The sequence below is a fragment of the Nocardia sp. CS682 genome (assembly GCF_004634405.1).
In the GTDB taxonomy this organism is placed as follows: Bacteria; Actinomycetota; Actinomycetes; order Mycobacteriales; family Mycobacteriaceae; genus Nocardia; species Nocardia ninae.
The window spans coordinates 3147614-3171069 of record NZ_CP029710.1 but is presented as its reverse complement, the minus strand read 5'-3'; the positions used below and the strand labels follow the sequence as shown (position 1 = coordinate 3171069).

19 protein-coding genes are annotated in these 23456 nt (G+C 65.5%); 6 read left to right on the top strand and 13 right to left on the bottom strand.

Annotation, left to right across the window (positions count from 1 at the left end; translation table 11 throughout):
* Positions 1 to 115 precede the first annotated feature (115 nt).
* Complete coding sequence (locus DMB37_RS14250) at positions 116 to 442, top strand: hypothetical protein (protein WP_135233122.1); 327 nt, start codon at positions 116 to 118, stop codon at positions 440 to 442.
* Between the two features lie 20 nt (positions 443 to 462).
* Here the strand turns inward: DMB37_RS14250 and DMB37_RS14245 are convergent, their stop codons facing one another.
* The 6 genes from DMB37_RS14245 to DMB37_RS14220 all read right to left on the bottom strand — a co-directional run bounded on the left by DMB37_RS14245 (position 463) and on the right by DMB37_RS14220 (position 8272).
* Positions 463 to 2037 carry a molybdopterin-dependent oxidoreductase gene (locus DMB37_RS14245; RefSeq protein ID WP_135233121.1) on the bottom strand — a complete coding sequence of 525 codons (1575 nt, stop codon included), beginning with the start codon at positions 2035 to 2037 and terminating at the stop codon, positions 463 to 465.
* 127 nt (positions 2038 to 2164) lie between these two features.
* Positions 2165 to 2821 carry a transcriptional regulator gene (locus tag DMB37_RS14240; RefSeq protein WP_135233120.1) on the bottom strand — a complete coding sequence of 219 codons (657 nt, stop codon included), beginning with the start codon at positions 2819 to 2821 and terminating at the stop codon, positions 2165 to 2167.
* A 252-nt stretch (positions 2822 to 3073) separates the two neighbouring features.
* On the bottom strand, positions 3074 to 4867 hold the full coding sequence (locus DMB37_RS14235) for a long-chain fatty acid--CoA ligase (RefSeq protein WP_135233119.1): 1794 nt from the start codon (positions 4865 to 4867) through the stop codon (positions 3074 to 3076).
* Positions 4868 to 4986: 119 nt separating this feature from the next.
* On the bottom strand, positions 4987 to 5901 hold the full coding sequence (locus tag DMB37_RS14230) for an alpha/beta hydrolase (RefSeq protein WP_135233118.1): 915 nt from the start codon (positions 5899 to 5901) through the stop codon (positions 4987 to 4989).
* A gap of 14 nt (positions 5902 to 5915) precedes the next feature.
* Positions 5916 to 6746 (bottom strand): SDR family oxidoreductase, encoded by an 831-nt coding sequence (locus tag DMB37_RS14225; protein ID WP_135233117.1) that lies wholly within the window; start codon positions 6744 to 6746, stop codon positions 5916 to 5918.
* Positions 6743 to 8272, bottom strand: coding sequence for an NAD(P)/FAD-dependent oxidoreductase (locus tag DMB37_RS14220; protein WP_135233116.1), 1530 nt, complete (start codon positions 8270 to 8272; stop codon positions 6743 to 6745). The genes DMB37_RS14225 and DMB37_RS14220 overlap by 4 nt, the downstream gene beginning before the upstream one ends.
* A gap of 60 nt (positions 8273 to 8332) precedes the next feature.
* On the opposite strand from DMB37_RS14220, the gene DMB37_RS14215 reads away from it, so the two are divergent.
* The 5 genes from DMB37_RS14215 (at position 8333) to DMB37_RS14195 (ending at position 14822) form a co-directional block, all read left to right on the top strand.
* The gene (locus DMB37_RS14215) at positions 8333 to 8974 is read left to right on the top strand and encodes a TetR/AcrR family transcriptional regulator (protein WP_135233115.1); all 642 of its coding nucleotides are present in this window, start codon (positions 8333 to 8335) and stop codon (positions 8972 to 8974) included.
* A gap of 161 nt (positions 8975 to 9135) precedes the next feature.
* Positions 9136 to 9753 (top strand): LysE family translocator, encoded by a 618-nt coding sequence (locus DMB37_RS14210; RefSeq protein ID WP_135233114.1) that lies wholly within the window; start codon positions 9136 to 9138, stop codon positions 9751 to 9753.
* Between the two features lie 57 nt (positions 9754 to 9810).
* Entirely contained in the window at positions 9811 to 13257 is a 3447-nt protein-coding gene (locus DMB37_RS14205; RefSeq protein ID WP_135233113.1) for an aminotransferase class I/II-fold pyridoxal phosphate-dependent enzyme, read from the top strand.
* Between the two features lie 10 nt (positions 13258 to 13267).
* Positions 13268 to 14029: an SDR family NAD(P)-dependent oxidoreductase gene (locus DMB37_RS14200; protein WP_135233112.1), complete on the top strand. Its 762-nt coding sequence runs from the start codon at positions 13268 to 13270 to the stop codon at positions 14027 to 14029.
* Between the two features lie 79 nt (positions 14030 to 14108).
* Entirely contained in the window at positions 14109 to 14822 is a 714-nt protein-coding gene (locus tag DMB37_RS14195) for a GAP family protein (protein ID WP_135233111.1), read from the top strand.
* 125 nt (positions 14823 to 14947) lie between these two features.
* Here DMB37_RS14195 and DMB37_RS14190 read toward each other — a convergent pair whose 3' ends face one another.
* The 7 genes from DMB37_RS14190 to DMB37_RS14160 form a co-directional block, all read right to left on the bottom strand.
* The gene (locus DMB37_RS14190) at positions 14948 to 15460 is read right to left on the bottom strand and encodes a hypothetical protein (RefSeq protein WP_135233110.1); all 513 of its coding nucleotides are present in this window, start codon (positions 15458 to 15460) and stop codon (positions 14948 to 14950) included.
* 164 nt (positions 15461 to 15624) lie between these two features.
* Positions 15625 to 16299: a pentapeptide repeat-containing protein gene (locus DMB37_RS14185; RefSeq protein WP_135233109.1), complete on the bottom strand. Its 675-nt coding sequence runs from the start codon at positions 16297 to 16299 to the stop codon at positions 15625 to 15627.
* Positions 16296 to 17783, bottom strand: a complete 1488-nt coding sequence (locus tag DMB37_RS14180) for a hypothetical protein (RefSeq protein ID WP_206055250.1) — start codon at positions 17781 to 17783, stop codon at positions 16296 to 16298. Before DMB37_RS14180 ends, DMB37_RS14185 begins: the two co-directional genes overlap by 4 nt.
* Before the next feature lie 3 nt (positions 17784 to 17786).
* The gene (locus tag DMB37_RS14175) at positions 17787 to 18086 is read right to left on the bottom strand and encodes a WXG100 family type VII secretion target (protein ID WP_135233108.1); all 300 of its coding nucleotides are present in this window, start codon (positions 18084 to 18086) and stop codon (positions 17787 to 17789) included.
* The gene (locus tag DMB37_RS14170) at positions 18083 to 18424 is read right to left on the bottom strand and encodes a WXG100 family type VII secretion target (protein ID WP_135233107.1); all 342 of its coding nucleotides are present in this window, start codon (positions 18422 to 18424) and stop codon (positions 18083 to 18085) included. The genes DMB37_RS14175 and DMB37_RS14170 overlap by 4 nt, the downstream gene beginning before the upstream one ends.
* Positions 18425 to 18569: 145 nt before the next feature.
* Complete coding sequence (locus tag DMB37_RS14165; protein WP_135233106.1) at positions 18570 to 19247, bottom strand: hypothetical protein; 678 nt, start codon at positions 19245 to 19247, stop codon at positions 18570 to 18572.
* Positions 19248 to 19654: 407 nt separating this feature from the next.
* A complete protein-coding gene (locus DMB37_RS14160; protein WP_135233105.1) occupies positions 19655 to 23440 on the bottom strand; it encodes a multifunctional oxoglutarate decarboxylase/oxoglutarate dehydrogenase thiamine pyrophosphate-binding subunit/dihydrolipoyllysine-residue succinyltransferase subunit in 3786 nt (1261 codons plus the stop codon).
* Positions 23441 to 23456 lie beyond the last annotated feature (16 nt).

The window sequence follows — 23456 nt, the reverse complement described above, 5'->3', positions numbered from 1 at the left end:
GTGCCACTGCGCCGCACGGACATTCGTTTCGTGGGCGCAGTGCCGCACGCGGACCGTAAGCTGTCCGCACGCCGTTGCCTAACGCGGCATTGGAGTCGGTGGGGGTTGTGCAGGTATGGCAGAGAACTATCGCGTCGTTTTCCCGGAGGGGTATCGCGGCCGACGGGAGGCGGAGACCGCGGACAAAGGGTGGCTCGATGTCGAAGTCGCGTTTGCCGACGGCTCGGTATTCCCGGTCTCCTTCTACGACCCGGGCCGGCTGCGACAAACCATCGAAGACGAGATCGCCGGTGGGAGTCTCTATTTCACCGAACCGAATCTGGTAATTCTCAAGAAAGTCACCACCGCGAACATCGAACTAGCGGTCAAAGACATGGTCGATACCGGTTTCTTCGACAGCATCGAGCCCAAGGACGGATTCACCGGCGATTCTGGCCAGTGAACAGCGCGGATCGTGATCGTTCAGTTGACCTGGAGGGTGACCGAGGGATAGCCGGTGGCGCCGTCGGGGACTACATCGCGGCGTTCGGCGGTTTGCACCTCGCCGGTGCCGTCGGTGGTGCGGGCGCGCAGGGTATGCGGACCCGGGGTGGCGTCCCAGTCGAAGGTCCACTGGCGCCAGGTATCGATGGAGTGTTCTTCGGCCAGCTGGGCGGGTTGCCACGGGCCGTTGTCGATCTGCACTTCCACGGCGCGGACGCCGCGATGCTGCGCCCAGGCGACGCCCGCGACGACGGTGCGGCCCTGTTTGATTCGGCCACGGGGTCGCGGGGTGTCGATGCGGGTGCCGGTTTTGACCGGACCCAGGGCAGACCACCCACGACGGGTCCAATAGGCGGTGGCGCGATCGAACCGGGTGACCTCCAGCTCGGTCACCCACTTCGTCGCGGAGACATAGCCGAAGAGCCCGGGGACCACCAGCCGGGCGGGATAGCCGTGCACCACGGGGAGTGGTTCGCCGTTCATGCCGACGGCGAGAAGGGCGTCGCGGCCGTCGGTGAGCACCGACAGCGGAGTGCCCGCGGTCCAGCCGTCGGTGCTGTGCGAGAGCACCATGTCCGCGTCCGCGTGCGGTCCCGCTTCGGCGAGCAGGTCGTCGAGCCGGTAGCCGAGCCAGCGGGCGTTGCCGATCAGGTCGCCGCCGACCGGATTGGACACGCACGCCAGCGTGACCAGTCGCTCCACGGCCGGTCGATTCGCCAAATCCGCCCAGGTGAGCCGGATTTCCCGGTCCACCATGCCGTGGATGCGCAGCGACCAGTCGTCCTTGGAGACCTGCGGCACGATGAGCGCGGTATCGATGCGGTAGAAGTCCGAGTTGGCGGTCAGGTAAGGCGTGAGGCCGGGGACCCGCAGATCGGCGCCCGGCGCGATCGGTACCTCCGGCGCACTCGGCTGCGGCAACTCGACCGCCGCTCGCTCACCCGACACATCGCTGCGCCGCACCCCGAATAATCGTCCGCCGACGCCGGTGACCACCGCCAGGCCGCCCACCACCAGCATGCCTTGCAGCACCTGCCGTCGCTCCGGAGTCGCGTCGGCGGCGACCTGCTCCGGCGCACCCGTCACGGATTCCCCGCCAGCGCTCGGTGTTTCAGCGTCGCTCCGCGGTTCGGTGGCATCGATCCGCCGGGTCAGGACGCGCAACGCGTAGATGCCGGCGCCGACACCGGCGATGGTCGGCAGCGCACCGGACGCACCGGTCCGCGCGACCGCCGCGCAGACCGCGACGACGCCGAAGACCGCGAGGATCGCCGAACCCGCCGCCCGCGAGGTGCGTTCGACCGCACCCGCCACCGCAGCGACGACCACCGCGACCACCGCCATGCAGGCATACAGCACCGCCTTGTCGCTGGTGCCGAAAGTGCTGATGGCCCATTCGCGAATGCCGTCGGGCGTGTGGTCGACCACGGTCGCGCCGAGGGCATTGAGGGGCGCGCTGTCGGCGCCGACGAACGCCGCGAGCAGTTCCGCGACGCCGAGCGCCACACCTGCCGAGACGATCCCAGCCGCGACCCGCACTCGCAGATTGGCCATGAACTCGAGCGTACTGCCGGGTCACCTCCGCCAGATGACCAATCAAGGAAGGTGATAGGCAGGGAAATCGACCAAGATCAAGGTGAACTGGCGGCGGCGCCTTTTCGCGCGACGCCTACCGATCTTGTTAATCTGCGAATTCGTCGGCCAAGGTGTTCCAGAACATGAGTTCGTAGCTCTGGAAGAGCCGGGCGTAGAGGTGCGCCTCGTCGGTGTTAAGGCGCGCGGAGTCGATGCCTGCTTGGATGGCGCGCAGCGCTTGCTGTTCGACCTCGGGGGCGTCCGCGGCGAAGTGGTCGAAGAACGCGCAGGCCGCGTCCTCGAAGCCGTAGTGCTCGCGCATGCCCGCGGCGACATTGCGGCAGTAGCGGCCGAAGGTGGCGAGATTCGCGAAGATGCCCGCGGCGACCGCGGCCGGTTCGCCATTCAGTGCCAGCCAGGCCACGTAGGCGGGGTACGCCTGGCAGCCCGCGCGCGGCAGTTCGGCGCCGGGGTCTCGTCCGGCCGCCACCACCAGCGCGTGCAACATCTCCTGCGCCTGCTGTTCACCCGGCGCGAGCATGCCGAAGAAGGTGCGGGCATGCGGGTGGTCCGCCCGGGCCGCCAGCGCGTGGAAGCTGCGCCAGTCGCTGCTGGTGATCCGCCACTCCTCGGTGGCGATCGCGGCGAACACCGCCCGCGCCGCCTTACCCGTGGTGATCAGCGGTACGAGCCGATTGTCCGCGTCCCGCGGCGCCAGCTCCGCCTGGATCGTGGCGAGCAATTTCCTTGCGCCATCAGTCATCTCAGCAACCTCCGGTTCGCGATGGGGTTGCTCCATTGAAACCCGAACAGCGGGTGGTGCGCCGCAAAAGGCCGAAAAGTCATCTCGCACTGGAGAACTCGGCCGGGTACTGGATCGTGACCCGAATGGCGGCTTTGCTCCGCTGAGTACCTGGCTGCTCACCGGCCGGCCGGATCGCCGCCGCCCCCGCAGACAGCCGAAAGGCGCCGCGCACGAGGAAACCTCGCGGGCGACGCCTCCGGGCGTTTCAACTCAGCTGTAGATCTTCGCTACGTCGTCGGCGTGCTGCTTCATCACAACCGCGCGCTTGAGCGACAGCTTCGGGGTGAGCTCGCCACCCTCCTGCGTCCAGTCGACCGGCAGGATGCTGACCTTCTTGATCCCCTCGGCATGGGAGACCTTCTTGTTGGTCTCGGCGACCGCCGCGTCGATCTCGGCGACCAGCTCCGGGTTCTCGATCAGCTTCTCGATCGGGGTGTCCGCAGGCACGTTGTGGTTCTTCTGCCAGCCAGGCAGCGCCTCCGGATCCAGCGTGATCAGCGCGGCGATGAACGGCTGACCGTCGCCGACCACCATCACCTGACTGATCAGCGGGTGCGCCCGCAGCGAGTCCTCGAGCAGCGCGGGGGACACGTTCTTGCCGCCCGCGGTGACGATGAGTTCCTTCTTGCGGCCGGTGATGGTGATGAACCCGTCCGCGTCGATGGCGCCGAGGTCGCCGGTCTTGAACCAGCCGTCCTGGAAGGCTTCCTCGGTGGCCGCCGGGTTGCCCCAGTAGCCGTCGAACACCACCGAGCCGCGCAGCAGCAGCTCGCCGTCCTCGGCGATCTTGGCGGCGTGGCCCTGGATCGGCTTGCCGACCGAACCCACCCGGATGTGCTCGGGGGTGTTCACGGTGATCGCCGCGGTGGTCTCGGTGAGCCCGTAGCCCTCGTAGATGGTGACGCCGACGCCGCGGAAGAAGTGGCCGAGGCGCGCGCCCAGCGGGCCACCGCCGGAGACCGCGGCGTCGCACTGGCCGCCGAGCGCGGTGCGCAGCTTGCTGTAGACCAGCTTGTCGAACAGCGCGTGCTTGAGCTTGAGCACCAGCCCGGGCCCGCCGTTGTCGATCGCCTCGCTCCACGCGATGGCGGTGTCCGCAGCGGCGTCGAAGATCTTGCCCTTGCCGCCGTCGTGTGCCTTCTGCTTCGCGCTGTTGAACACCTTCTCGAACACGCGCGGCACCGACAGGATGAAGTGCGGCTTGTACGTGCCGAACTGGTCGACCAGGGTGGACCAGTCGGAGGTGTGCGCGACGGTCACCTTGGCGTCGAACGCGACCAGCGCGACCGCGCGGGCGAAGACGTGCGCCAGCGGCAGGAACATCAGCGTCTTCTTGCCCGGCCGGATGAACGTGGCCAGTGCGATCCCGTCGGACCTGGACTCGGCGTACAGGTTGGCGTGGGTGAGCATGACGCCCTTGGGGCGCCCGGTGGTGCCGGAGGTGTAAATGAGGGTGGCGGCCGAGTCCGCGTTCACCTGCTTGCGCCGGTCGTGCACGAGCTGGTCGTCCAGCTCGGCGCCGCGGGTGATCAGCTCGTCGACGACACCCTTGTCGATCTGCAGGGTCTCCTTCAGCTCCGTCAGCGCGCCTGCCTCGATCTCGTCGATGGTGGCGCGGTGCTTGTCGCTGTCGACGATCAGCAGCTTGGTGGCGGAGTCCTGCAGGATCCACTTGGCCTGCTCGGCGGCCGAGCTGTCGTAGATGGCGACGGTGCAGCCGCCGACCGCCCAGATGGCGAAGTCGAGCACGGCCCACTCGTAGCGGGTCGGGGCCATGATGGCGACGCGGTCGCCGAGTTCGATGCCCGAGGCGATCAATCCCTTGGCGACGCCGGTGACGGTCTTCGCGAACTCCGCGGCCGTCACGTCCCGCCAGCCGCCGTTGCCCGCCGGCACGTTGAACAGCACCGCGTCGGGCGACTGCTCGGCATGCCGGAAGACGTTGTCGGAATTGTTCGCGTCTTCCGGAATGGTGTAGGAAGCCGGGACTTCGAACTCTCGCATCAGTGCCCTTCCACGTGGGTTTACTCGCCAGTAATCTACGACACCTGTGTCAGGGCCGTGAGGTCGACCACCAGAAACGGATCCGTGCGTAACACCCGAGCTACGGACCCGCTTCGTAGTTATCCTAAGTCCCGGACATCCGCCGGTTGAATCGCTTCCCGCAGGAACGCGGCCAGTTCGCTGAGCGCCGCGGCGGCCGGAGCGACCAGTGCGGCCTGCAGTTGCGCGACGTGCCACAGGCCGGTGCTCTCGGTGAACCGCACCGTGACCCCGGCCGCGCGCAGCGCGTCGACCAGGTCCCCGCACTGCCCGTGCAGCAACTCGTCGACGTCGACCTGGACGTAGGTCGGCGGCAGCCCGACTAATACGCCGGTGAGCGGCGCGTAACCAGGATCACTCGAATCTCCGCCACCGAGATAGGCCGCGGCGCAGGCGCGCGACCACCGCCGGTTGATCACCAGGTCGCCGTCGCGTTCCGGGACCTGGTTCGGGTCGGTCCACGGCGCGATCAGGCCGAGTGCGGCCGGGGTGTGCCCGTGCCGGGCGATCAGCCGCTGTGCGGTGGCCAGCGACAAACCGCCGCCCGCCGAGTCACCGGACAGGGCGATCTGGTCCGGGCGGTAGCCCGCGCTGTCCACCAGCTCCAGGAAAGCCGCCTCGGCGTCGTCGAGCGCGGCGGGGAACGGATGCTCCGGAGCCAGTCGGTAGTCGGGAACGTAGACAGCAGCACCGGTTTGGTGGGCGAGCCGGGCGGCCAGCGACCGGTGGGTGGCCGGCGAGCCGACCGCGTAACCGCCGCCGTGCAGATAGAGCACCGCACCGGTGGGCGTCGGGGTGGCCGTGAGGCGTTCGGCGGGCCTGCCGCCGAGTCGAATCCGTTGCACGGTGGTGCCCGCGGGCACCAATTGCGCGACCGAGCCCAGTTCGAGCAAGCGGCGCTGCAGCCACCACGGCGCTCGCTGGTTCAGCGTGGCGCGGAAGATGGGACGCAGCACCGCTCGTGCGACGGGCATCGGAAGGTTGAGATCCCGCATGGGTCAAACTCGAATCAGGGTAGGAACGGGCGATTCACGACGGCGGCGATGCGCTGGTAACCGGAGGCGGTGACCCGGACGAACACGTCGAGCAGCTTGGCCTCCCAGCCGATCAGCACCCGCCCGTGGCCCTTGCGCACGCCCTCGGTAATGGTCTGTGCGGCCATCTCCGGTGAGTGCATGGCCAGCTTCGCGTCGAACATCGAGGCGGCCTTCTTGCCGTCGATGCCCTCGGCCCAGGTGGCGTTGCGCGCGACGGCGGTCTTGATGCCGCCGGGGTGCACGCAGGTGACCTTGACCGGGTGCTTGCCGACAAGCATCTCCTGGCGCAGCGACTCGGTGAACCCGCGCACCGCGAATTTCGCCGCGTTGTAAGCACTTTGGCCGGGCACCGCGATCAGCCCGAACAGGCTGGACACATTGACCACGTGCCCCTCGCCGGACTCCATCAGGAACGGCAGGAACGCCTTGGTGCCGTTGACCACGCCCCAGAAGTCGACGTCCATGATGCGCTCGATGTCCTTGAACTCGGACTTGATCACGTCACCGTGGTAGGCGATGCCCGCGTTGTTGTAGACCTGGTGCACCTTGCCGAAGTGGGCGTGCACCGCGTCGGCGTAGAGCAGCACGGCCTCGCGCTCGGCCACGTTGATCCGATCGGATTTCACCTCGGCGCCGAGCTGTTCGCAGCGGCGCACGGTCTCGGCCAGACCTTCGGTGTCGATATCGGACAGCGCGAGTTTGGCACCGCGCTTGGCCAGGTTTTCGGCGAGTGCGCGACCGATACCGGAGCCTGCCCCGGTGATCACACAAACCTTGTTCTGGAAGTAAGCGTCTTTGCTCACTGCGCTCCCACTTTCTCGGCACGGGACAATGTGGTTGTCTCATAGGCGGACAGGTCGAAATTCTTGGTGAGCCTACGGAATTCGAAGGTGAAGTCCGGCCACAGCGTGGTGTTGTTGCCGTGTTTGTCCAAGTACCAGCTGGCGCAGCCACCATTGATCCAGACGCTCTTGCTGAGTTTGCGCTGCAGGTCCACGTTGTATTCGTCCTGCACGTCGCGGCGCACCTCGACGGTTTTCAGGCCGAGCCGATCGACGGTGGCCAGCGCGTCGGCCACATAGTTGAGCTGCGACTCGATCATGTACACCATCGAGGTGTGGCCGAGGCCGACGTTCGGGCCGAGCAGGAAGAACATATTGGGGAAGTTGGCGATGGTCGCGCCCTTGTAGGCCTGCTGACCGATCTCGTCGAACACCTCGCTGAGCGTGCGACCGTCGCGCCCGGAGATGGTCTCGTAGGTCGGCGAATCGGTGACGTGGAAGCCGGTCGCCACGATGAGCGCGTCGATCTCGCGCTCGGTGCCGTCCTCGGTGACGATCGAGTTCGCCCGCACCTCGGTGATGCCGGCGGTGACCACGTCCACGTTGTCGCGGCTGATCGCGGGGTAGTAGTTGTTCGAGATCAGCATGCGTTTGCAGCCGATCCGGAAGTTCGGCGTCACCTTGGCGCGCAGCTCCGGATCGCGGACCTCGTACCGCAGCTTGGCCTTGGCGAGCAGCTCGAACGCCTGCATCAGCGCGGGGAACTTGGCCAGGCCGACCACCTGGGTCTCGCGCGCGGCGTAGATGGCGGCGCGGGACAGGCGCTGGAAGCCGGGCACGTACTTGAAGGCGAGGTGTTCGGCCTTGGTGTACGGGCGGTCGATGCGGGGAAGCAGCCAGGGCGCGGTGCGCTGGTAGACGTCGAGGTGGGCGACCTTGTCCGCGATGGCAGGCACGATCTGGATGGACGAGGCGCCGGTGCCGATGATCGCGACGCGCTTGCCGGTCAGGTCGGCCTCGTGGTTCCACCGGGCGGAGTGGAAGATCTCGCCCTCGAAGTCGTTGATGCCCTTGATATCCGGCAGTGCGGGCTCGCACAGCGCGCCGATCGCGGAGACGAGGGTGTCGGCGACGAAGCTGCCCTTGGACGACTCGACTTCCCACTCGGCGGTGTCGTTGTTCCACCGTGCGCTGGTGACGTCGCAGTTGAAGACGTGCTTGTCGAGGACCCGGTACTTCTCCGCGACGCCCTTGATGTACTGCTGGATCTCGCCTTGCCGGGAGAACGAGCGCGACCAGTCCGGGTTGAGTGCGAACGAGTAGGAGTACAGGTGCGAGGGCACGTCGCAGGCCGCGCCGGGGTAGGTGTTGTCGCGCCAGGTGCCGCCGACATCGCCACCGCGTTCGAGCACCAGGTAGTCGTTTCGACCCTGCTGGCTCAGGCGGATGGCTAGGCCGAGGCCCGAGAATCCGCCACCGATGATGATCGTCTTGACGCGGCGAACGGGCCGGTCGCCGACAGCTTTGTCTGTAACCTTGCGACTCATATAACCGAGCGTAGAGGCTTATTGAGCAGCAGTCAACAGTATTGAATCACGTTCAGTAGGATGTCGGTTGTGAGTAGCAGTCGTTCCGGTTCAGGAGAGACCAAGCGCGTCCGGCTCAGCCCGGACGAGCGCCGACTACAACTGATCACCCTCGGTGCCGAGATGCTCGCCGAGCGGGCGCTGGAGGATATCTCCGTCGAGGACATCGCCAAGCAGGCGGGCATCTCCCGCGGCCTGCTGTTCCACTACTTCAGCTCGGTGCACGAATTCCACGAGGCCATCGCCCGGCAGGTCAGCGCCGAGTTCCTGATCGCGACGGCGCCGGACCGCAGCCTCGGCCTGTTCGACATGCTCCGCGACTCGGTCGAGCGCTACGTCGACTACGTCGAGCAGAACCGGGCCGCCTACCACGCCATCCTGCGCGGTCCGTCGAGCTACAACCCCGGCATGGTCACCTACGTGAACGAATCCCGCAGCGCGATCGCCGAACTCGTACTCACCGAGATTCCCATTCCGCCGGACGATCCCGATCGGCCCCGGCTGTCGCTGGCTATTCGCGGATGGATCGCCTTCGTGGAGGAAACAATTCTCACCTGGATGAGCGAGAAACCCATTCCGCGGGCGCAACTCATCGAATTGCTGGTGGAATCGCTACCGGCACTGGCGTTGAGCCCGGAACTTACCGCCGCATTGCGCGGTTGAACAACCCCCCGACCGGGGGCAAGTTGTTGTCATGCTGCACCCAGAATTCCTGTCATGACGTCCGTCGGATGACGAGATAGCGTTTATCCCAATGCCTTCCGAGCGCATTGCGGCGAGGTCCGCCGCCGGGTACAGGGAGTTCAGGGGGAGGGGGCCCAACGATGTCCTCCATCACGCAATACGCCGCATTCGCCGGGGTGATGTTGGTGGTGTCGGCGTCACCGGGGCCAGACCTCGCGGTGATCATGAGCCGGGCGTTGAGCGGTTGGGCGGCCGGTGCGGCGGCGACGCTCGGGGTGGCGGCCGGGATGTTTCTGTGGGTGCTCGCGGCGGTGACCGGAGTTTCGGCCCTGCTCGCGACGTCGTCGGAGGCGTTCACCGCGGTGCGGCTGCTCGGGGCGGCGTATCTGATCTTTCTCGGGGTGCATGCGCTGGTACAGGCGCGGCGCACTGCCGGTGAAGCTATGCTCGGACCTGTTGCCGCGCAAGGATTCCGGCGCGATCTGGGGCGCGGGTTCGGTAGCAGCATCCTCAATCCCAAGACGGCGGTCTTCTTCGTCGCGTTGATCCCGCAGTTCATTCCGGACGGGGCGACGGTCACCGATGCGGTGGCGCTTCCGCTGGTCGCGGTGGTGGTGGTGACGGCGTGGTTCCTGTTCGTCACCAGTGTGGTGACGTGGCTGCACGCGCGGTTCGCGCAGGCGCGGACGCGTCGGCGGATCGATACGGGGGTTGGCGTTGCTTTGGTGACCGTCGGAGTGGGAGTGGCCCTTCAGTAACCAGCGCGGCGAGGGTTCGGCGCGAACGATATAACGAGTGGGACAAAGCAATTGAGCATGATCAGCAATGACACCATCGGTATCGACAACAATTCGCTGCATCGCGCCTATCGATCCGGTGCTTTCGTGGCTCGTGTGGACTGGGAGCCCCAGGTAATTGCGGTGGCGCTGCATGTGCTGCTCGATCGGGTATTCGGCACGGGGGGCAGTATTTTGATCGCCACTTCGGCGCGGCTGCGGGTGGTCGATGTGTCCGGTATCGATGTCGAGCGGCACACGCTGGCGGATCTGGGTAAATTGATCGAGGCTTCGCCGGTGGTGCGTGAGGTCGATGTCGCGGCGGGACATCTCGTCTCCGATGTCGAACCGGCGCGGCACCTCGAGTTGATCGAGCGGTTCCGGCCGGCGACCGCGGTGCACATCGGTAGCGGCGAAATCAGTGTTGCCCTACCGCAAGACGGAGATGTCGATGTGCGCGAGGTCATCGAGGTGATGTCCGGCGCGTGGGCTCAGGGGGTGTTGGCTCGGGCCGAAGTGGTTCTGCAAGAAGCGTTCACCGGGCCGAGTTTCCAGACGCGTATTCGTGCCGATGAGCCGGACCTTTTCGTCACTCGTTTCGTCCAGATGGCTCGCGAATATCCTTCGCGGATTGCCATCGAGACGGCCAGCAAGGCGATTTCCTACGCCGAACTGGATCGCACTGCCGACGGTATCGCCGCGGACCTCGAGCAGCGCGGCGTGCGGGCCGGCGAGACGTTGCTGCTCGTGCCCAACCGGGATGAGACGCTCGTGGCGACCTTTGTGGCGGCGCTCAAGGCCGGGATCACCGTATCGATCGCTGATCCCGACGCTCCGACCAGCTATATCGAGGAGTGTGCGCGGGTCGCGGGCGCCGATCATGTGGCCGATCTTGCCGGTGTGGGCATCGCAGGGGCGTTCACCGCACTCGGTCTCGAATCCGCCGTCGAGCCCGATCGTTACGAGGCCGAACGGTTCCGGCGCGACGATTGCGCGATCATCACCTTCACCTCGGGGACCTCCGGGACGCCCAAGGCGGTGCGTGGACGGTACGGCTCGCTCACCTACTTCTTCGATTGGATGGACAGTCGATTCGGCTCGCTGCGCGGCGCCAGGTTCGGTATGTGTTCGAGCATCGGTCACGACCCGTTGCAGCGGGACATCATGACTCCGCTCTATCTCGCCGGCACCATCGTGGTGCCCGAGCATCGGAGTTCGACTGTCACCGAGGCTTTTCCGCGTTGGCTGGCCGAGCATCGGGTACAGGTCGTGTGCGTCAATCCGGCGGCGATCCGGCTGCTCGCGGGTGCCGATGATCCGCTGTCGGAACTGGCTGTCGTCTTTCTGGTCGGCGCGGCGCTGACCCGTGCACAGGTAAAGACGGTGGCCAGGGTTGCGCCCGGCGCGCGCATCGTGAATCTCTACGGCTCTACCGAAACACAAAGGGCCGTCGGCTATTTCGAGGTCGACACCAGTGCTGCCGGATTGGCCGGGGTGCCCGAGGTCATTCCGGTCGGTTCGGGCATGAAGGACGTCGATGTTCTCGTTGTCACGCCGGGGCGGCGAGTTTGCTTGCCCTTGCAGACCGGGCAGATCGTGGTGCGCAGTTCGCAAGTCGCGCTGGGCTATGCAGGCGATGCTGAGCTGACCGCTTCCAAATTCTGTACCGGGATACCGGAGGGCAGCATGATTCCCGCTTATCTGACCGGCGACCTCGGTTATCGTTCGCCCCGCCACGGGGTCATGTTCGGAGGGCGCGCGGACCATCAGGTCAAGATCAACGGCTACCGCATCGAACTCGACCACATCTCGGAGAAGTGCCGCACCATGCCCGCGGTGAAGGACGCGGCCACCATCGGCTTCGAGCTCGACGGTGCTACGGCGCTGGCGGTGTTCCTCGTTCCCGTGGATGATTCGATCCGGTTCGAGCCCATGGCCTTTCGGGCCTCGCTTGCGGCACGGGTACCGAAATATATGCTGCCGCAGCGGGTGCTGACGGTGACCGGTATGCCGATGACGCGCAACGGGAAGGTCGATGTCACGGCCTTGCGTGCGATGTTGTCCGAGCCGAGCCCGAGGGGGGATGCCGCGGCCACGGGTACGGAGGCACAAATCCGTGACTATCTGCGCTACACCACGGGACTCGATGAGCCCGACATGAATGCGCCGTTCGACGCCCTCGGCATCGACTCGCTGCGGTTCGCCGCGCTGCTCAGCAGAGTTGCCGGGCCCGGAGCGTCGCGGGCCGGTATGACCAACGCGCTCACCGCTGCCGAGCTGGTGGAAGCCCTCTTCGACACCGAAGTGCGCAAGCCTGCCACCCCGTCATCCAGTGCGCCGGCGCCGACGCAGCTCGATGTGCGCGCGCTGCTCGGTCCCGCCGCCGAGGTCAGCGAAACCACGATCCATTTTCGCGGTCGGCGCTTCGACCATCTGTGTTCCAACAGCTATCTCGGCTTGAACTCACACCCGGAGATTCGTGCGGCGATGGTCGAGTTCGCCCGGAGTTCCACGACTTTCGGTTCACACGGGTCCGGCGCGATCAACGGTTACACCGTCGTGCATCAACGATTGACCGATGCACTGCGGTCCCTGCTGCAGTGCGAGGCCATAACCCTTTACAGTTCCGGCTATTTGGCGAACGTCTCCGCGATTCCCGCGATCGCCGGGCCCGACGACGCGTTGTTCATCGATGAGCGGTGCCATCGCTCACTGCTGGACGGCTGCCTGCTCAGCGGTGCCGCCCTGCACATCTATCGGCACAACGACCCCGACGACCTGCGTGGACAGTTGCAGCGCTTCCCCACCCGCGGACGACGAGTCATCGTGTGTGAGGCGATCTTCGGCGTCGGCGGGGACATCGCCGACCTGCCCGCGCTCGTCGCCTGCGCCCGTGACGCAGGCGCTGTGCTGTTCGTCGACGAGGCGTCCTCGGTGGGCCAGCTCGGTCCGGGTGGGCGCGGCATCGAAGCGCACTACGGGATGCCCGGAAGCATCGATGTCCGGGTCGGCTCGCTCGCCAAGGCGTTCGTCGGTGGGGGCGGGTTCGTCACCAGCTCAGGTGAGTACGCCGAGCAGCTGCGCCGGCATCGCGGGGCTACATTTTCCACGGTGATCGCGCCGATGGCGGCTGCGCTGGCCGCCGCGTCCGTCGAGTTGCTGCTGCGCGAGGGAGACACGTTGATGGCACGGCTCGCGATGAACCGAGCGACATGGACGACCGCGCTGCACTCGGCGGGATTCGATACCGGTGTCTCCGCGACCGCGATTGTGCCGCTGCTGTTTCCGGACGCCGGGGATACCGCCCGTTGGTTCCATGCGGCGCTGGATGCCGACGTCTTCCTGTTGCCGCTGTCCGGCGCGTGGAGTTCGCGGCCCGGTGGTGCGTTGCGGTCGACGGTAACCGCGGCACACGATCCAGAAGTGCTCATCGATGTGGCGGATCGTCTGCGGCGAGCGGGATCTCGCCTGGCTGCGGCGGAATAGGTTGGACACCATGGGAAATCGTTCGGTTCAAGTAGTGGTCGGCGGAACCAGAGGGATCGGCGCCGCGACCGTCGAACTACTCGCCGCGGACCCACGCAACCACGTCGTCTTCTGCGGACGGGACCGCGCCGCCGGACACGATCTGTGCGAAAAGCTCGGCGACAACGTCGAATTCATCGCCGCCGACGTCACCCGCCCCGCCGAGGTCGATTCCTTCTTCGACACCGTCGAGAAGTACGCCGGCGACTTCGCCGGCGCCTTCAACGCCGCAGGCGTCATCGGCACCGACACCATCCTGCGCGGCGCCCGCTTCCACGACTCCACCGAAGCCCAGTTCGACACCGTCTTCGACGTCAACGTCAAAGGCCTCTGGCGCTGCCTCCGCCGCGAACTACGCATAATGTCCGCCAACGCCGCAGGCGCCATCGTCAACTGCTCCTCGGTAGCCGGCCTACGCGCCGCCGACAGCCTCTCGGTCTCCTACACCGCCAGCAAACACGCAGTCGTCGGTCTTACCCGCGCCTTGGCCGCCGAATACGCCCGAGACAACATCCGCATCAACGCCGTCTGCCCCGGCGTCATCGACACCGACATGCTCGGCGGCCTACACGACCAACTCCTCGCCCACCTGCGCGCCAAAAACCCCGGCGCTCGCATCGGCGACCCCGTGGAAGTTGCCGGGGTAGTGGAGTTTCTACTGTCGGAGCGAGCGTCGTACATCAGCGGAGCTGCGATTCCCATCGATGCAGGCGGGTTGTACGGGGCGCTCTGAGGTCCTCCCTTAGTCGGACGCGGCAGCGCAACGGATACGACAGCATCAGAGCCGTGTCGTCTACCGGAACGGAACACCGATGACCCTCCCGCTCGTCGCAGGGCTGATCGCCCTCGCCCTCGTCGACAGCACCAGCTTCGGCACCCTGCTCATCCCCATCTGGCTGCTCCTGACCCCCGGCCGCCTCCGCCCAGGACGCATCGCCGTGTACCTCGCCACCGTGGCGATCTTCTACTTCGCCGTCGGCGTACTGCTCGTCCTCGGCGCCGATACCGCACTGACCGCCATCCGCACCGGCTCCCTCGACCTCCCCGAATTCCCCCTGCGCATCGCCCAACTCGTCCTCGGCCTCCTCGTCATCGCCCTCAGCTACTGGCTCGAAGCCAGAGCCAAACGCCAAGCAGGCCAACCCGGCAAAATTCACCGCTGGCGCACCAAAGCCATGTCCGGCACCGGCAGCCCCCGCAGCTTGATGAGCCTCGCCCTAGCCGCAGCCGCCCTAGAGGTAGCCACCATGCTCCCCTACCTGGCAGCCATCGCCCTGATCGCCAACGCCGACCTCTCTTGGTCGCTGACCGGCCTAACCCTCGCCGCCTACTGCATCCTGATGACAGTCCCCGCCCTCGCCCTAGCCGCCGCCCGCCTGATAGCCCACCACCGAATAGACCCCCTCCTCCAACGAATCAACAACTGGCTAACCAAAAACAGCGCCACAGCCATCGGCTGGACCGTAGGCGGCATAGGAATCTGGCTAACCCTCAACGCCGCCGCCAACCTGCTCTCCAACGGATAGCGCCCCACACCGCCACGACCTAACGCGCAAAGCATCCTCTCGAGGCACGCTGCTACCTTCGTCAAGAGCCAGCTCTATACGTCAAGTCGATCAACGCGACATGGCCTTGCGTTGGAGTGGTTGCGTCAGTCGTTTATATCGTCCGAATCGTAATTGATCGGGAGGTCGTCGGGCTTCGATGGCCATGGCGGCGCCGTAATTTGCTCTCCAGTCCAACGATCGACCTGTACCACAGAATATTCTGTCTGATCCAACAGGCCAGTTCGGTCCGATATCAATGTCTCACCGGAGAAAACTGCGAAAGCAAGGTCCGGCTGTCGATAGGACACAAACATGATCCACCCATTCCGGAAGCCCAGTCGAACGCGGCCGGATTTGAAAAGGACCGCAGAAACTATCGGCGCAGAAAGATTGCGCTCTACTACGGTCGTCGGCCAGTGAGTGATCACGTGCCGATCGGGATGGTCTAGAGCCAACGACTGCGGCGATAGCTCGGCCCCATAGCCTGCAACGATCCGCAATGGAGAATCCAGCAACAGCTCAAAGCTATCCGAGCCCCACTCGATACCGACAACACAGCTGCCTCGCAAGGGTCGCAACAACCATCTGTCATCGTATTCGATAATCTCCCGGATCATCCGTTCCTTCTTCGTGCCAGCAAGAACAGTCCGATAATTAGTTTACGAACACTGAATTATCGTCGGTGGCGAAAAGGGCGATGGTTGTCGCCGGATCTCGCCACTCGGAGTATTCGGTCCGCTCGTTGGCTGGGGCGTAATCGACACGATGGTTCGTTCGCTGGTCAGCCCTGTGGAGAAGCGTGGATTTCGACGTCCGGTGCGGCATGAGCGGCGAACCAGGCCTTCAATGGGGCGCCGGCGAGGATAGAGGTGGACTGGTCGCCGACATCGACCGGGCCCAGGATCATTCCCCTGGCTCCTTCCACATTGCTGCCGCCGATTCGACAGTTCGAGAGATCGGTCCAACCGAATTGGCAACGGCGAAGATCTGTATCACGCAGGTCGGAGCCTGCGAAACTGGTGTCATGAAGATTTGCCTCGTGGAAATCAGCCTGTCGGAAATCGGCGTCCTCGAATACTGCGCCCTGTAGCTGTGCTTCCCGAAAGATTGCGTTGGCGGCTTGGCAGCCCCGACCTTCGATCTTCCGAAGGTCGGAGCGTGTCAGGTCGGCATGGCTTATATTGGCGGACATCATCCACGCTTGGTATAGATCGGCTTCCACCATACGAACATTGCTCAGATCGGCTTCGTTGAGCGCAGCCTCTTGTAGCTGCAGACCGGAGAGGTCCGCACCGGCGAAGTTCAACCCATCAGCCGCCAGCAAAGAACCCTCCATCAACGATTCTGGCGATCCCGCTGAAAGTCTGTCCAGATATCGCTGGAGAGTCTCGCGTGTTTTCGCGTCGTCAGGCCACGCGACCACACTCTCGCTCGACCGTCCGTACACTCTGGTCATCGACCCCAAACTACCTTTCCTTGCCAATTCGGATTGTTTGCCACCAACTGCTCGAGATGGGCTCGACGAGCAGGTGACATGCCGTCAGGATCGAGAAGTACCTTTTCGCCGGTAGCGATGTCCTTGTCGACCATTCTAGTGAATGCCTCGTCCGTCTGCGGGTTAGGGATCGGTTTGCCGGCCTCCGGCCGGTAACTCGGATGGGAGTCCGGCGAGCTTTTCACGTCCCACCGTTCGTTCTTGGAATCTACGAATTCGCCCTGATCTTCGCCGTTCGGGCCGGGTTGTGCCCTGGTTATCGGCCCAGGGATCGCACCGTCATGCTCGGCCTGCAGGCCGACTTCCGCTTCTCTTCTGGACTGCGGGCTGGATGCGCCGTTCTTGGCGGGGTCTCTAGCCAATTCGTCCACGCGCCTTTGGTACTCGCTGCTTCCCGGGGTATTGCCTGAGTTCGCCGGGCCAGTGGCGCCGTCATCATCGATCAGCACGCGCATGGCGATGATGGAGGCCAGGGAGGTGAGGGTGGTGCCTAGGTCGGGGACCTTGTCGAAGGATTGGATTACGCCGACGGCTCCGGCGGCGGCGGTGGCCAGGCCTACCGCTTTCAGGAGGTTGCTGCCTTGGTAGACGGTGCGGATTGTGTTGATGGTGTTGGTGACTATGACGCCGACACCGCCGGCTCCTGCTGCGGCGCTGCCGCCGAAGGTGAAGAAGGCGGCGGCTGCCGCGGCGACTACGGTGAGGCCGATGGCCCATTCTGCTTGGGTGATGGAGGATTCGATGTTTCCGCGCACCTGGACGGTGCCTGCGTGGTAGTCGGCGACCGGCGCGGCCAGGTTTTGGGTTGCGGCGGCGACCTGGGTTGCGCCGTTGCGCAGGGTTTCGAGGTGGTCCAGCAGTGGCGGGAGGTTTTCTTCGTCTTCGATGTTGTGGAACAGTCCGATGATCGTGGTGATTCGGGCTGCGGCGCCGGTGACGGTTTCGTGGTTGGCAAAGGTCGTCCAGGTGGAGGAGGCCTTCTCCAGCTTCTTGATGTCGCCGTTGGGTAGCTTTCCGAACTTCTCCAGGATTTGCGCGATCAGGAGATCGAAGAGTTCCTGGACTCCGCCGTGGTGTTCGATGCCGATGCCGTTGTCGCGCACCGAGGTCGGGATGGTGACCTGGTATTGCGGTACCTCGCGGACATCGGGGCGAGGAGGTGGCGGATTGCTCTTGTTGCCGATGCCGTAGTTGTAACCGGTCGCGTACAGCACGTATCCGAAATTGGTGAGGGCGTCAGCCAGGTTCGTGCACGACTGCATGGTGTCGCGCGCGGTGCGGTCGTACTTCTCGCCCCATTCTTTGCAGCCGGGTGCGTCGCCGGCCATGCCTGCGCACTCGCCTTTGACGGCGTCGTGCACCGGCTTGTCGGCCTGGCGCAGTTCGGCGGCGAGATCGTGGCATTTCTTGGCGGCGTCGTAGTAGGTCTGCCAGTCGATGCGCACGGCTCAGCCCCCTCGCAGCATCTTGCTGTTCAGTTCGATCGCCCGGGTATAGCGGCCGTGCGCTTTCTTCGCCGCATCACTCATCTCGCGCACCCCCTCGACGAATTCGCGTGCGCCGGTAGCCCATTGACGGTGGGCGTCGGAATAGGCGTCGGCGGCAACACTTTCCCACCCGGTGCCGTGCAGTGCCGCGACGCGGTCGTCGATCTCATCGAGGTGCTCGGCGACGAAACCGGCCAGTCCGGCGAGCCGGGCGACGATCTGGTCCAGGTGTTCGAGGTCGACCGAGAATTCCGAGCTCATGGCAGGTCCAGGGTGGAGGTGTTGAGCGCGGCGGCGTTGTTTGCGTCGCGGGCCTGGTAGGTGTCGGCGGTGACGCCGAGTTTCTCCGCCATGCCGGTCAAGGCCGACATGATGGCAACGCCCCCGTCCCGCACGTCGGTCCAGCCATTGGCGAACTCGGTGGCCGAGTCGCCGGTCCAGCTTCCGCTGGTCAATGCGTCCACGTCTTTGGCGGCGGAATCCAACGCCGATCGGAGAGCCTCGGCCAGCTCGTAGACGTATTTCCCGACGTCACGCACCTGCTCGGGAACGACCGAAACCTGCTGACCGGATGTTGTCGGCGTACCCCCGTCGCTCATGGTGGCGAAGTTTACTGACGGCGCTGTGCACTGTCGACCACGGAAAACGCCGGACGCCGGGTCGAATCCGCAGGAAAGCGGAGTCGACCCGGCGTCGTTTCAGTGAATCAGTTGGTCGCCTCGAAGGTTCGGCGACGACTGATCATCAGGGCAGGACCTGCGGGATCACGTGCGGGGCAGCCGCACCGAGGATCGCGCCGATCACGGCAGCGAACACGACGTAGCTGATGCCGCTGGCCACCACGCAGGCGAAGTAGCCGATGACGAAGGCGAGCACGGCGGGGATGCACAGGATGGCCGCGATGCCCAGACCGACCAGGGCGCCGGCCGCGAGACCGTTGGCGACCGGGTCGTGATTCTGCGCGTCCGGGTTGGTGGCGATGGGCTTCAGGTCACCGGTGGCAGTGACGTTCTTCAGCTCAGCGGCGGCCTCCGGGGTCACCTGCGGGGTGACGACCAGGGTCTTACCGTCCGCAGATACCTGCGGAGCCAGCGAAATCGTGTTGCCCGCAACCGTCTTCAGGGTCATCGGGAACTCGGTGACCTGCGCACCGGTGGTGGATTCCACGCGCACCGTCGATGAATCCGCGGCCAAGGTGAACTTGCCGCTGTTCAGCTCGGTGGAGATGGACTTCAGGTCCGGTGCCGTCGTGGTCTTGTATTCGACGCCCTGCTCGTTACCCGTCGCAGTCAGGCTCTCGGCCCACCGTGTCTGCTGCGCGGCGTAGTCGGTCGCGGACGCGGTGCCCGCGTTGGCGAGGCTGGCCACTACCGCGAAGGGCAAAACCACGGTGAGGATCTTGCGGACAGTCTTGTGGAACATTTCGGTTTCTCTCCCGCCCCCGATCACCATGGAACGCCTTGTCCCCCAGTCGAATCGAAGCGTTGATGTTGTTCGAACACCGATATTCATATCCGACGCCGCTTCGAAAACTGGAATTATGTGACGAGTGCCACATTTTGTGCAGCGAAACCGCTACTTCTGGGGCGCAGTCGACCGGATTCGTGCGAAATGAGTACTTCGATCTGTAGGAAACTCCGCGTAACCCACGAAGCGGGGATTCGCTTGCGGGCCAAGCATTTCGGTGGTAGGCGGAAAGTCGACAATTGTCAGCAGGCAGCCAATCCTGAAAATCCATCGAAACGGGCTCGATAAACGCCGAACGCCGAGTCGAATCCGCTTCATACATACGCGGATTCGACCCGGCGTCCGGGGTCGACGGTGAACTGCTAGCTGGTCGGCTCGAAGGCTTCGGCGACGATCTCCGCCTGCTCTACCGCGTGCACCTTGCTGGAACCCGAGGAGGGGGCCGACATGGCGCGGCGGGAGATGCGGCGCAGTTTGCCGAGGCGGTCAGGCAGGACCTCGGGGAGGTTGAGGCCGAAGAAGGGCCAGGCGCCCTGGTTGGCCGGTTCCTCCTGGACCCACACGATGTCGGTCGCGTTGGTGTAGCGGTCGAGCGACTCGTTCAGGCGGTAGGTGGGCAGCGGGTAGAGCTGCTCGATCCGCACGATCGCGACGTCTTCGCGCTTCTGCTTCGCCTTCTCGGCGGCCAGCTCGTAGTAGAGCTTGCCGCTGGTCATCAGGATCCGCTTCACCTTGCTGCGGTCGCCGATGCCCTGCTCGTAGGCGGGCTCGTCGAACACCGAACGGAACTTGCTCTCGGTGAAGTCCTTCAGATCCGACACGACGGCCTTGTTGCGCAGCATCGACTTCGGGGTGAAGACGATCATCGGGCGGCGGATGCCGTCCAGCGCATGGCGGCGCAGCAGGTGGAAGTAGTTCGCCGGGGTGGACGGCACGGCGACCGTCATCGAGCCCTCGGCGCACAACTGCAGGAACCGCTCGATCCGACCGGAGGTGTGGTCGGGGCCCTGGCCCTCGTGGCCGTGCGGCAGCAGCAGCACGACGTCGGAGAGCTGACCCCACTTGGCCTCACCGGAGGAGATGAACTCGTCGATGATGGACTGCGCGCCGTTGACGAAGTCGCCGAACTGCGCCTCCCACAACACGAGTGCGTTCGGGTTGCCCAGCGAGTAGCCGTATTCGAAACCGACGGCGGCGTACTCGCTCAGCGCCGAGTCGTGCACCGCGAACCAACCGGGGTTGGTGCTGCCGATGTTGTGCAGCGGGGTGTACTCCTCGGCCGTCTTGCGGTCGATGATCACCGAGTGCCGCTGGGTGAACGTGCCGCGGCGCGAGTCCTGACCGGTCAGGCGCACCGCGCGACCCTCGTCGATCAGGGTGCCGAAGGCCATCAGTTCGGCGAAGGCCCAGTCGACCTTGCCCTCGTAGGCCATCTCGCGGCGCTTCTCCAGCACCGGCTTGACGCGCGGGTGCACGTTGAAGCCGTCCGGCACGTTCAGGAACGCGTCGCCGATGCGTTGCAGCACAGCCTTGTCCACGGCCGTCTGCACGGTGGTCGGGACCTTCTGGTCGTCCTCGACCGACTCGCTCGGTTCCGGCGTGTACTTCTCCAGCTCGCGGACCTCGTTGAACACCCGCTCCAGCTGACCCTGGTAGTCGCGCAGCGCGTCCTCGGCCTCTTTCAGCGAGATGTCGCCACGGCCGATCAGGCTCTCGGTGTAGGCCTTACGCACCGAGCGCTTGGTGTCGATGACGTCGTACATCGACGGCTGGGTCATCGACGGGTCGTCGCCCTCGTTGTGGCCACGGCGCCGGTAGCAGACCATGTCGATGACGACGTCCTTGCGGAACTTCTGCCGGAAGTCGACCGCGAGGCGAGCCACCCAGTCGCAGGCCTCCGGGTCGTCACCGTTGACGTGGAAGATCGGCGCGCCGATGAACTTCGCGATGTCGGTGGAGTATTCGGTGGAGCGGCTGTTCTCCGGCGCGGTGGTGAAGCCGATCTGGTTGTTCACCACGATGTGGATGGTGCCGCCGACGCGGTAGCCGCGCAGCCCGGACAGGTTCAGCGTCTCGGCGACCACACCCTGACCCGCGAACGCGGCGTCACCGTGCAGCATGAGCGGCATGACGGAGTAGCCGTCCGGGCCGTCGCCCTTGTCCAGCAGGTCCTGCTTGGCGCGGACCAAGCCCTCGAGCACCGGGTCGACCGCCTCGAGGTGCGACGGGTTGGCGGTGAGCGAGACCTCGATCTCGTTGTCGCCGAACATCTGCAGGTAGGTGCCGTGCGCGCCGAGGTGGTACTTCACGTCGCCGGAGCCGTGTGCCCCGGCCGGGTTCATGTTGCCCTCGAACTCGGTGAAGATCTTCGAGTACGGCTTGCCGACGATGTTGGCGAGCACGTTGAGGCGACCGCGGTGCGGCATGCCAATGACGACCTCGTCGAGACCGTGCTCGGCGCACTGGTCGATGGTCGCGTCCATCATCGGGATGACGGCCTCGGCGCCCTCCAGCGAGAAGCGCTTCTGCCCGACGTACTTGGTCTGCAGGAAGGTCTCGAAGGCCTCCGCCGCGTTCAGCCGGTTCAGGATGTACTTCTGCTGCGCGACAGTCGGTTTGACGTGCTTCTGCTCGACCCGCTCCTGGATCCACTGCAGCTGCTCGGTCTCCAGGATGTGGGTGTACTCCACCCCGACGTGCCGACAGTAGGCGTCGCGCAGGACCGAGAGGACCTCGCGCAGCTTCATCTGCTCCTGGCCGTGGAAGCCGCCGACGTTGAACGTGCGGTCCAGGTCCCACAGCGTCAGGCCGTGCTGGGTGACGTCGAGGTCGGGGTGGCTGCGGAACTTGTCCTTGACCAGCCGCAGCGGATCGGTGTCCGCCATCAGGTGGCCGCGGTTGCGGTAGGCGGCGATCATCTCGAGCACGCGGGTGCTCTTGTCGACGCCGCGTTCGCGAATGTCCTTGCGCCAGCGCACCGGCTCGTACGGCACGCCGAGGCCGTGGAAGATCTCGTCGTAGAACTCGTCGGAGATCAGCAGCTGGTGGATGGTGCGCAGGAAGTCACCGGACTCCGCACCCTGGATGATGCGGTGGTCGTAGGTGGAGGTGAGCGTCATCAGCTTGCCGACGCCGATGTCGGCGATGCGCTCGTCGCTCATGCCCTGGAACTCGGCCGGGTACTCCATCGCGCCCGCGCCGATGATGGCGCCCTGGCCCGGCATGAGGCGGGGCACCGAGTGCACGGTGCCGATGGTGCCGGGGTTGGTGAGCGAGATGGTGACGCCGCTGAAGTCGTCGGCGGTCAGCTTGCCATCGCGGGCGCGGCGGACGATGTCCTCGTAGGCGGTGTGGAACTGGCCGAAGGTCATCGACTCGGTGCCCTTGATGGCCGCGACGACCAGCGATCGGCTGCCGTCCTTGCCTGGCAGGTCGATGGCGAGACCGAGGTTGGTGTGCGCCGGGGTGATCGCGTTCGGCTTCCCGTCGATCTCGGCGAAGTGCCGGTTCATGTTCGGGAAGGCCTTGATGCCCTGCACGATCGCGTAGCCCAGCAGGTGGGTGAACGAGATCTTGCCACCGCGGGTGCGGGCCAGGTGGTTGTTGATGACCAACCGGTTATCGATCATCAGCTTCGCCGGGATGGCGCGCACGCTGGTCGCGGTCGGAATCGACAGCGACAAGGCCATGTTCTTGGCGACCGCGGCGGCGGCGCCACGCAGCACCTTGGCCTCGTCGGCCGGGGCGTCGGTCTTCGGGGCGCCGGAGGTGGGCGCCGCGTTGGAGGTCGGCGCGGGCGTGGTCTGCGGCGTGCGCGCGGTGGTCTTCGCCGGGGCGGGCGCGGGGGCCGCGGGCTTGGCCGGTGCGGGCGCGGCGGCCTTGGGCGCCGAGTTCTCCTTGGGGGCCGAGTTCACCGGCGCGGGTGCCGGAGCCGGGGTCGGCGCCTGCGCGGGAGCGGCCGCGGCCGGGGCGGCCGAGCTGTTACCGGAATCACCCGTGGCTTCGGGCGTGTAATCGGCGAGGAACTCGTGCCAACTCTCATCGACCGAAGATGGATCTTGCTTGAACTTCTGATACATCTCATCGACTAGCCACTGGTTCTGTCCGAACTGGGAAGTTGAGCTGCTCACAGCAGGTGTTCGCCTCATTTCGTTCTTCGCGCTG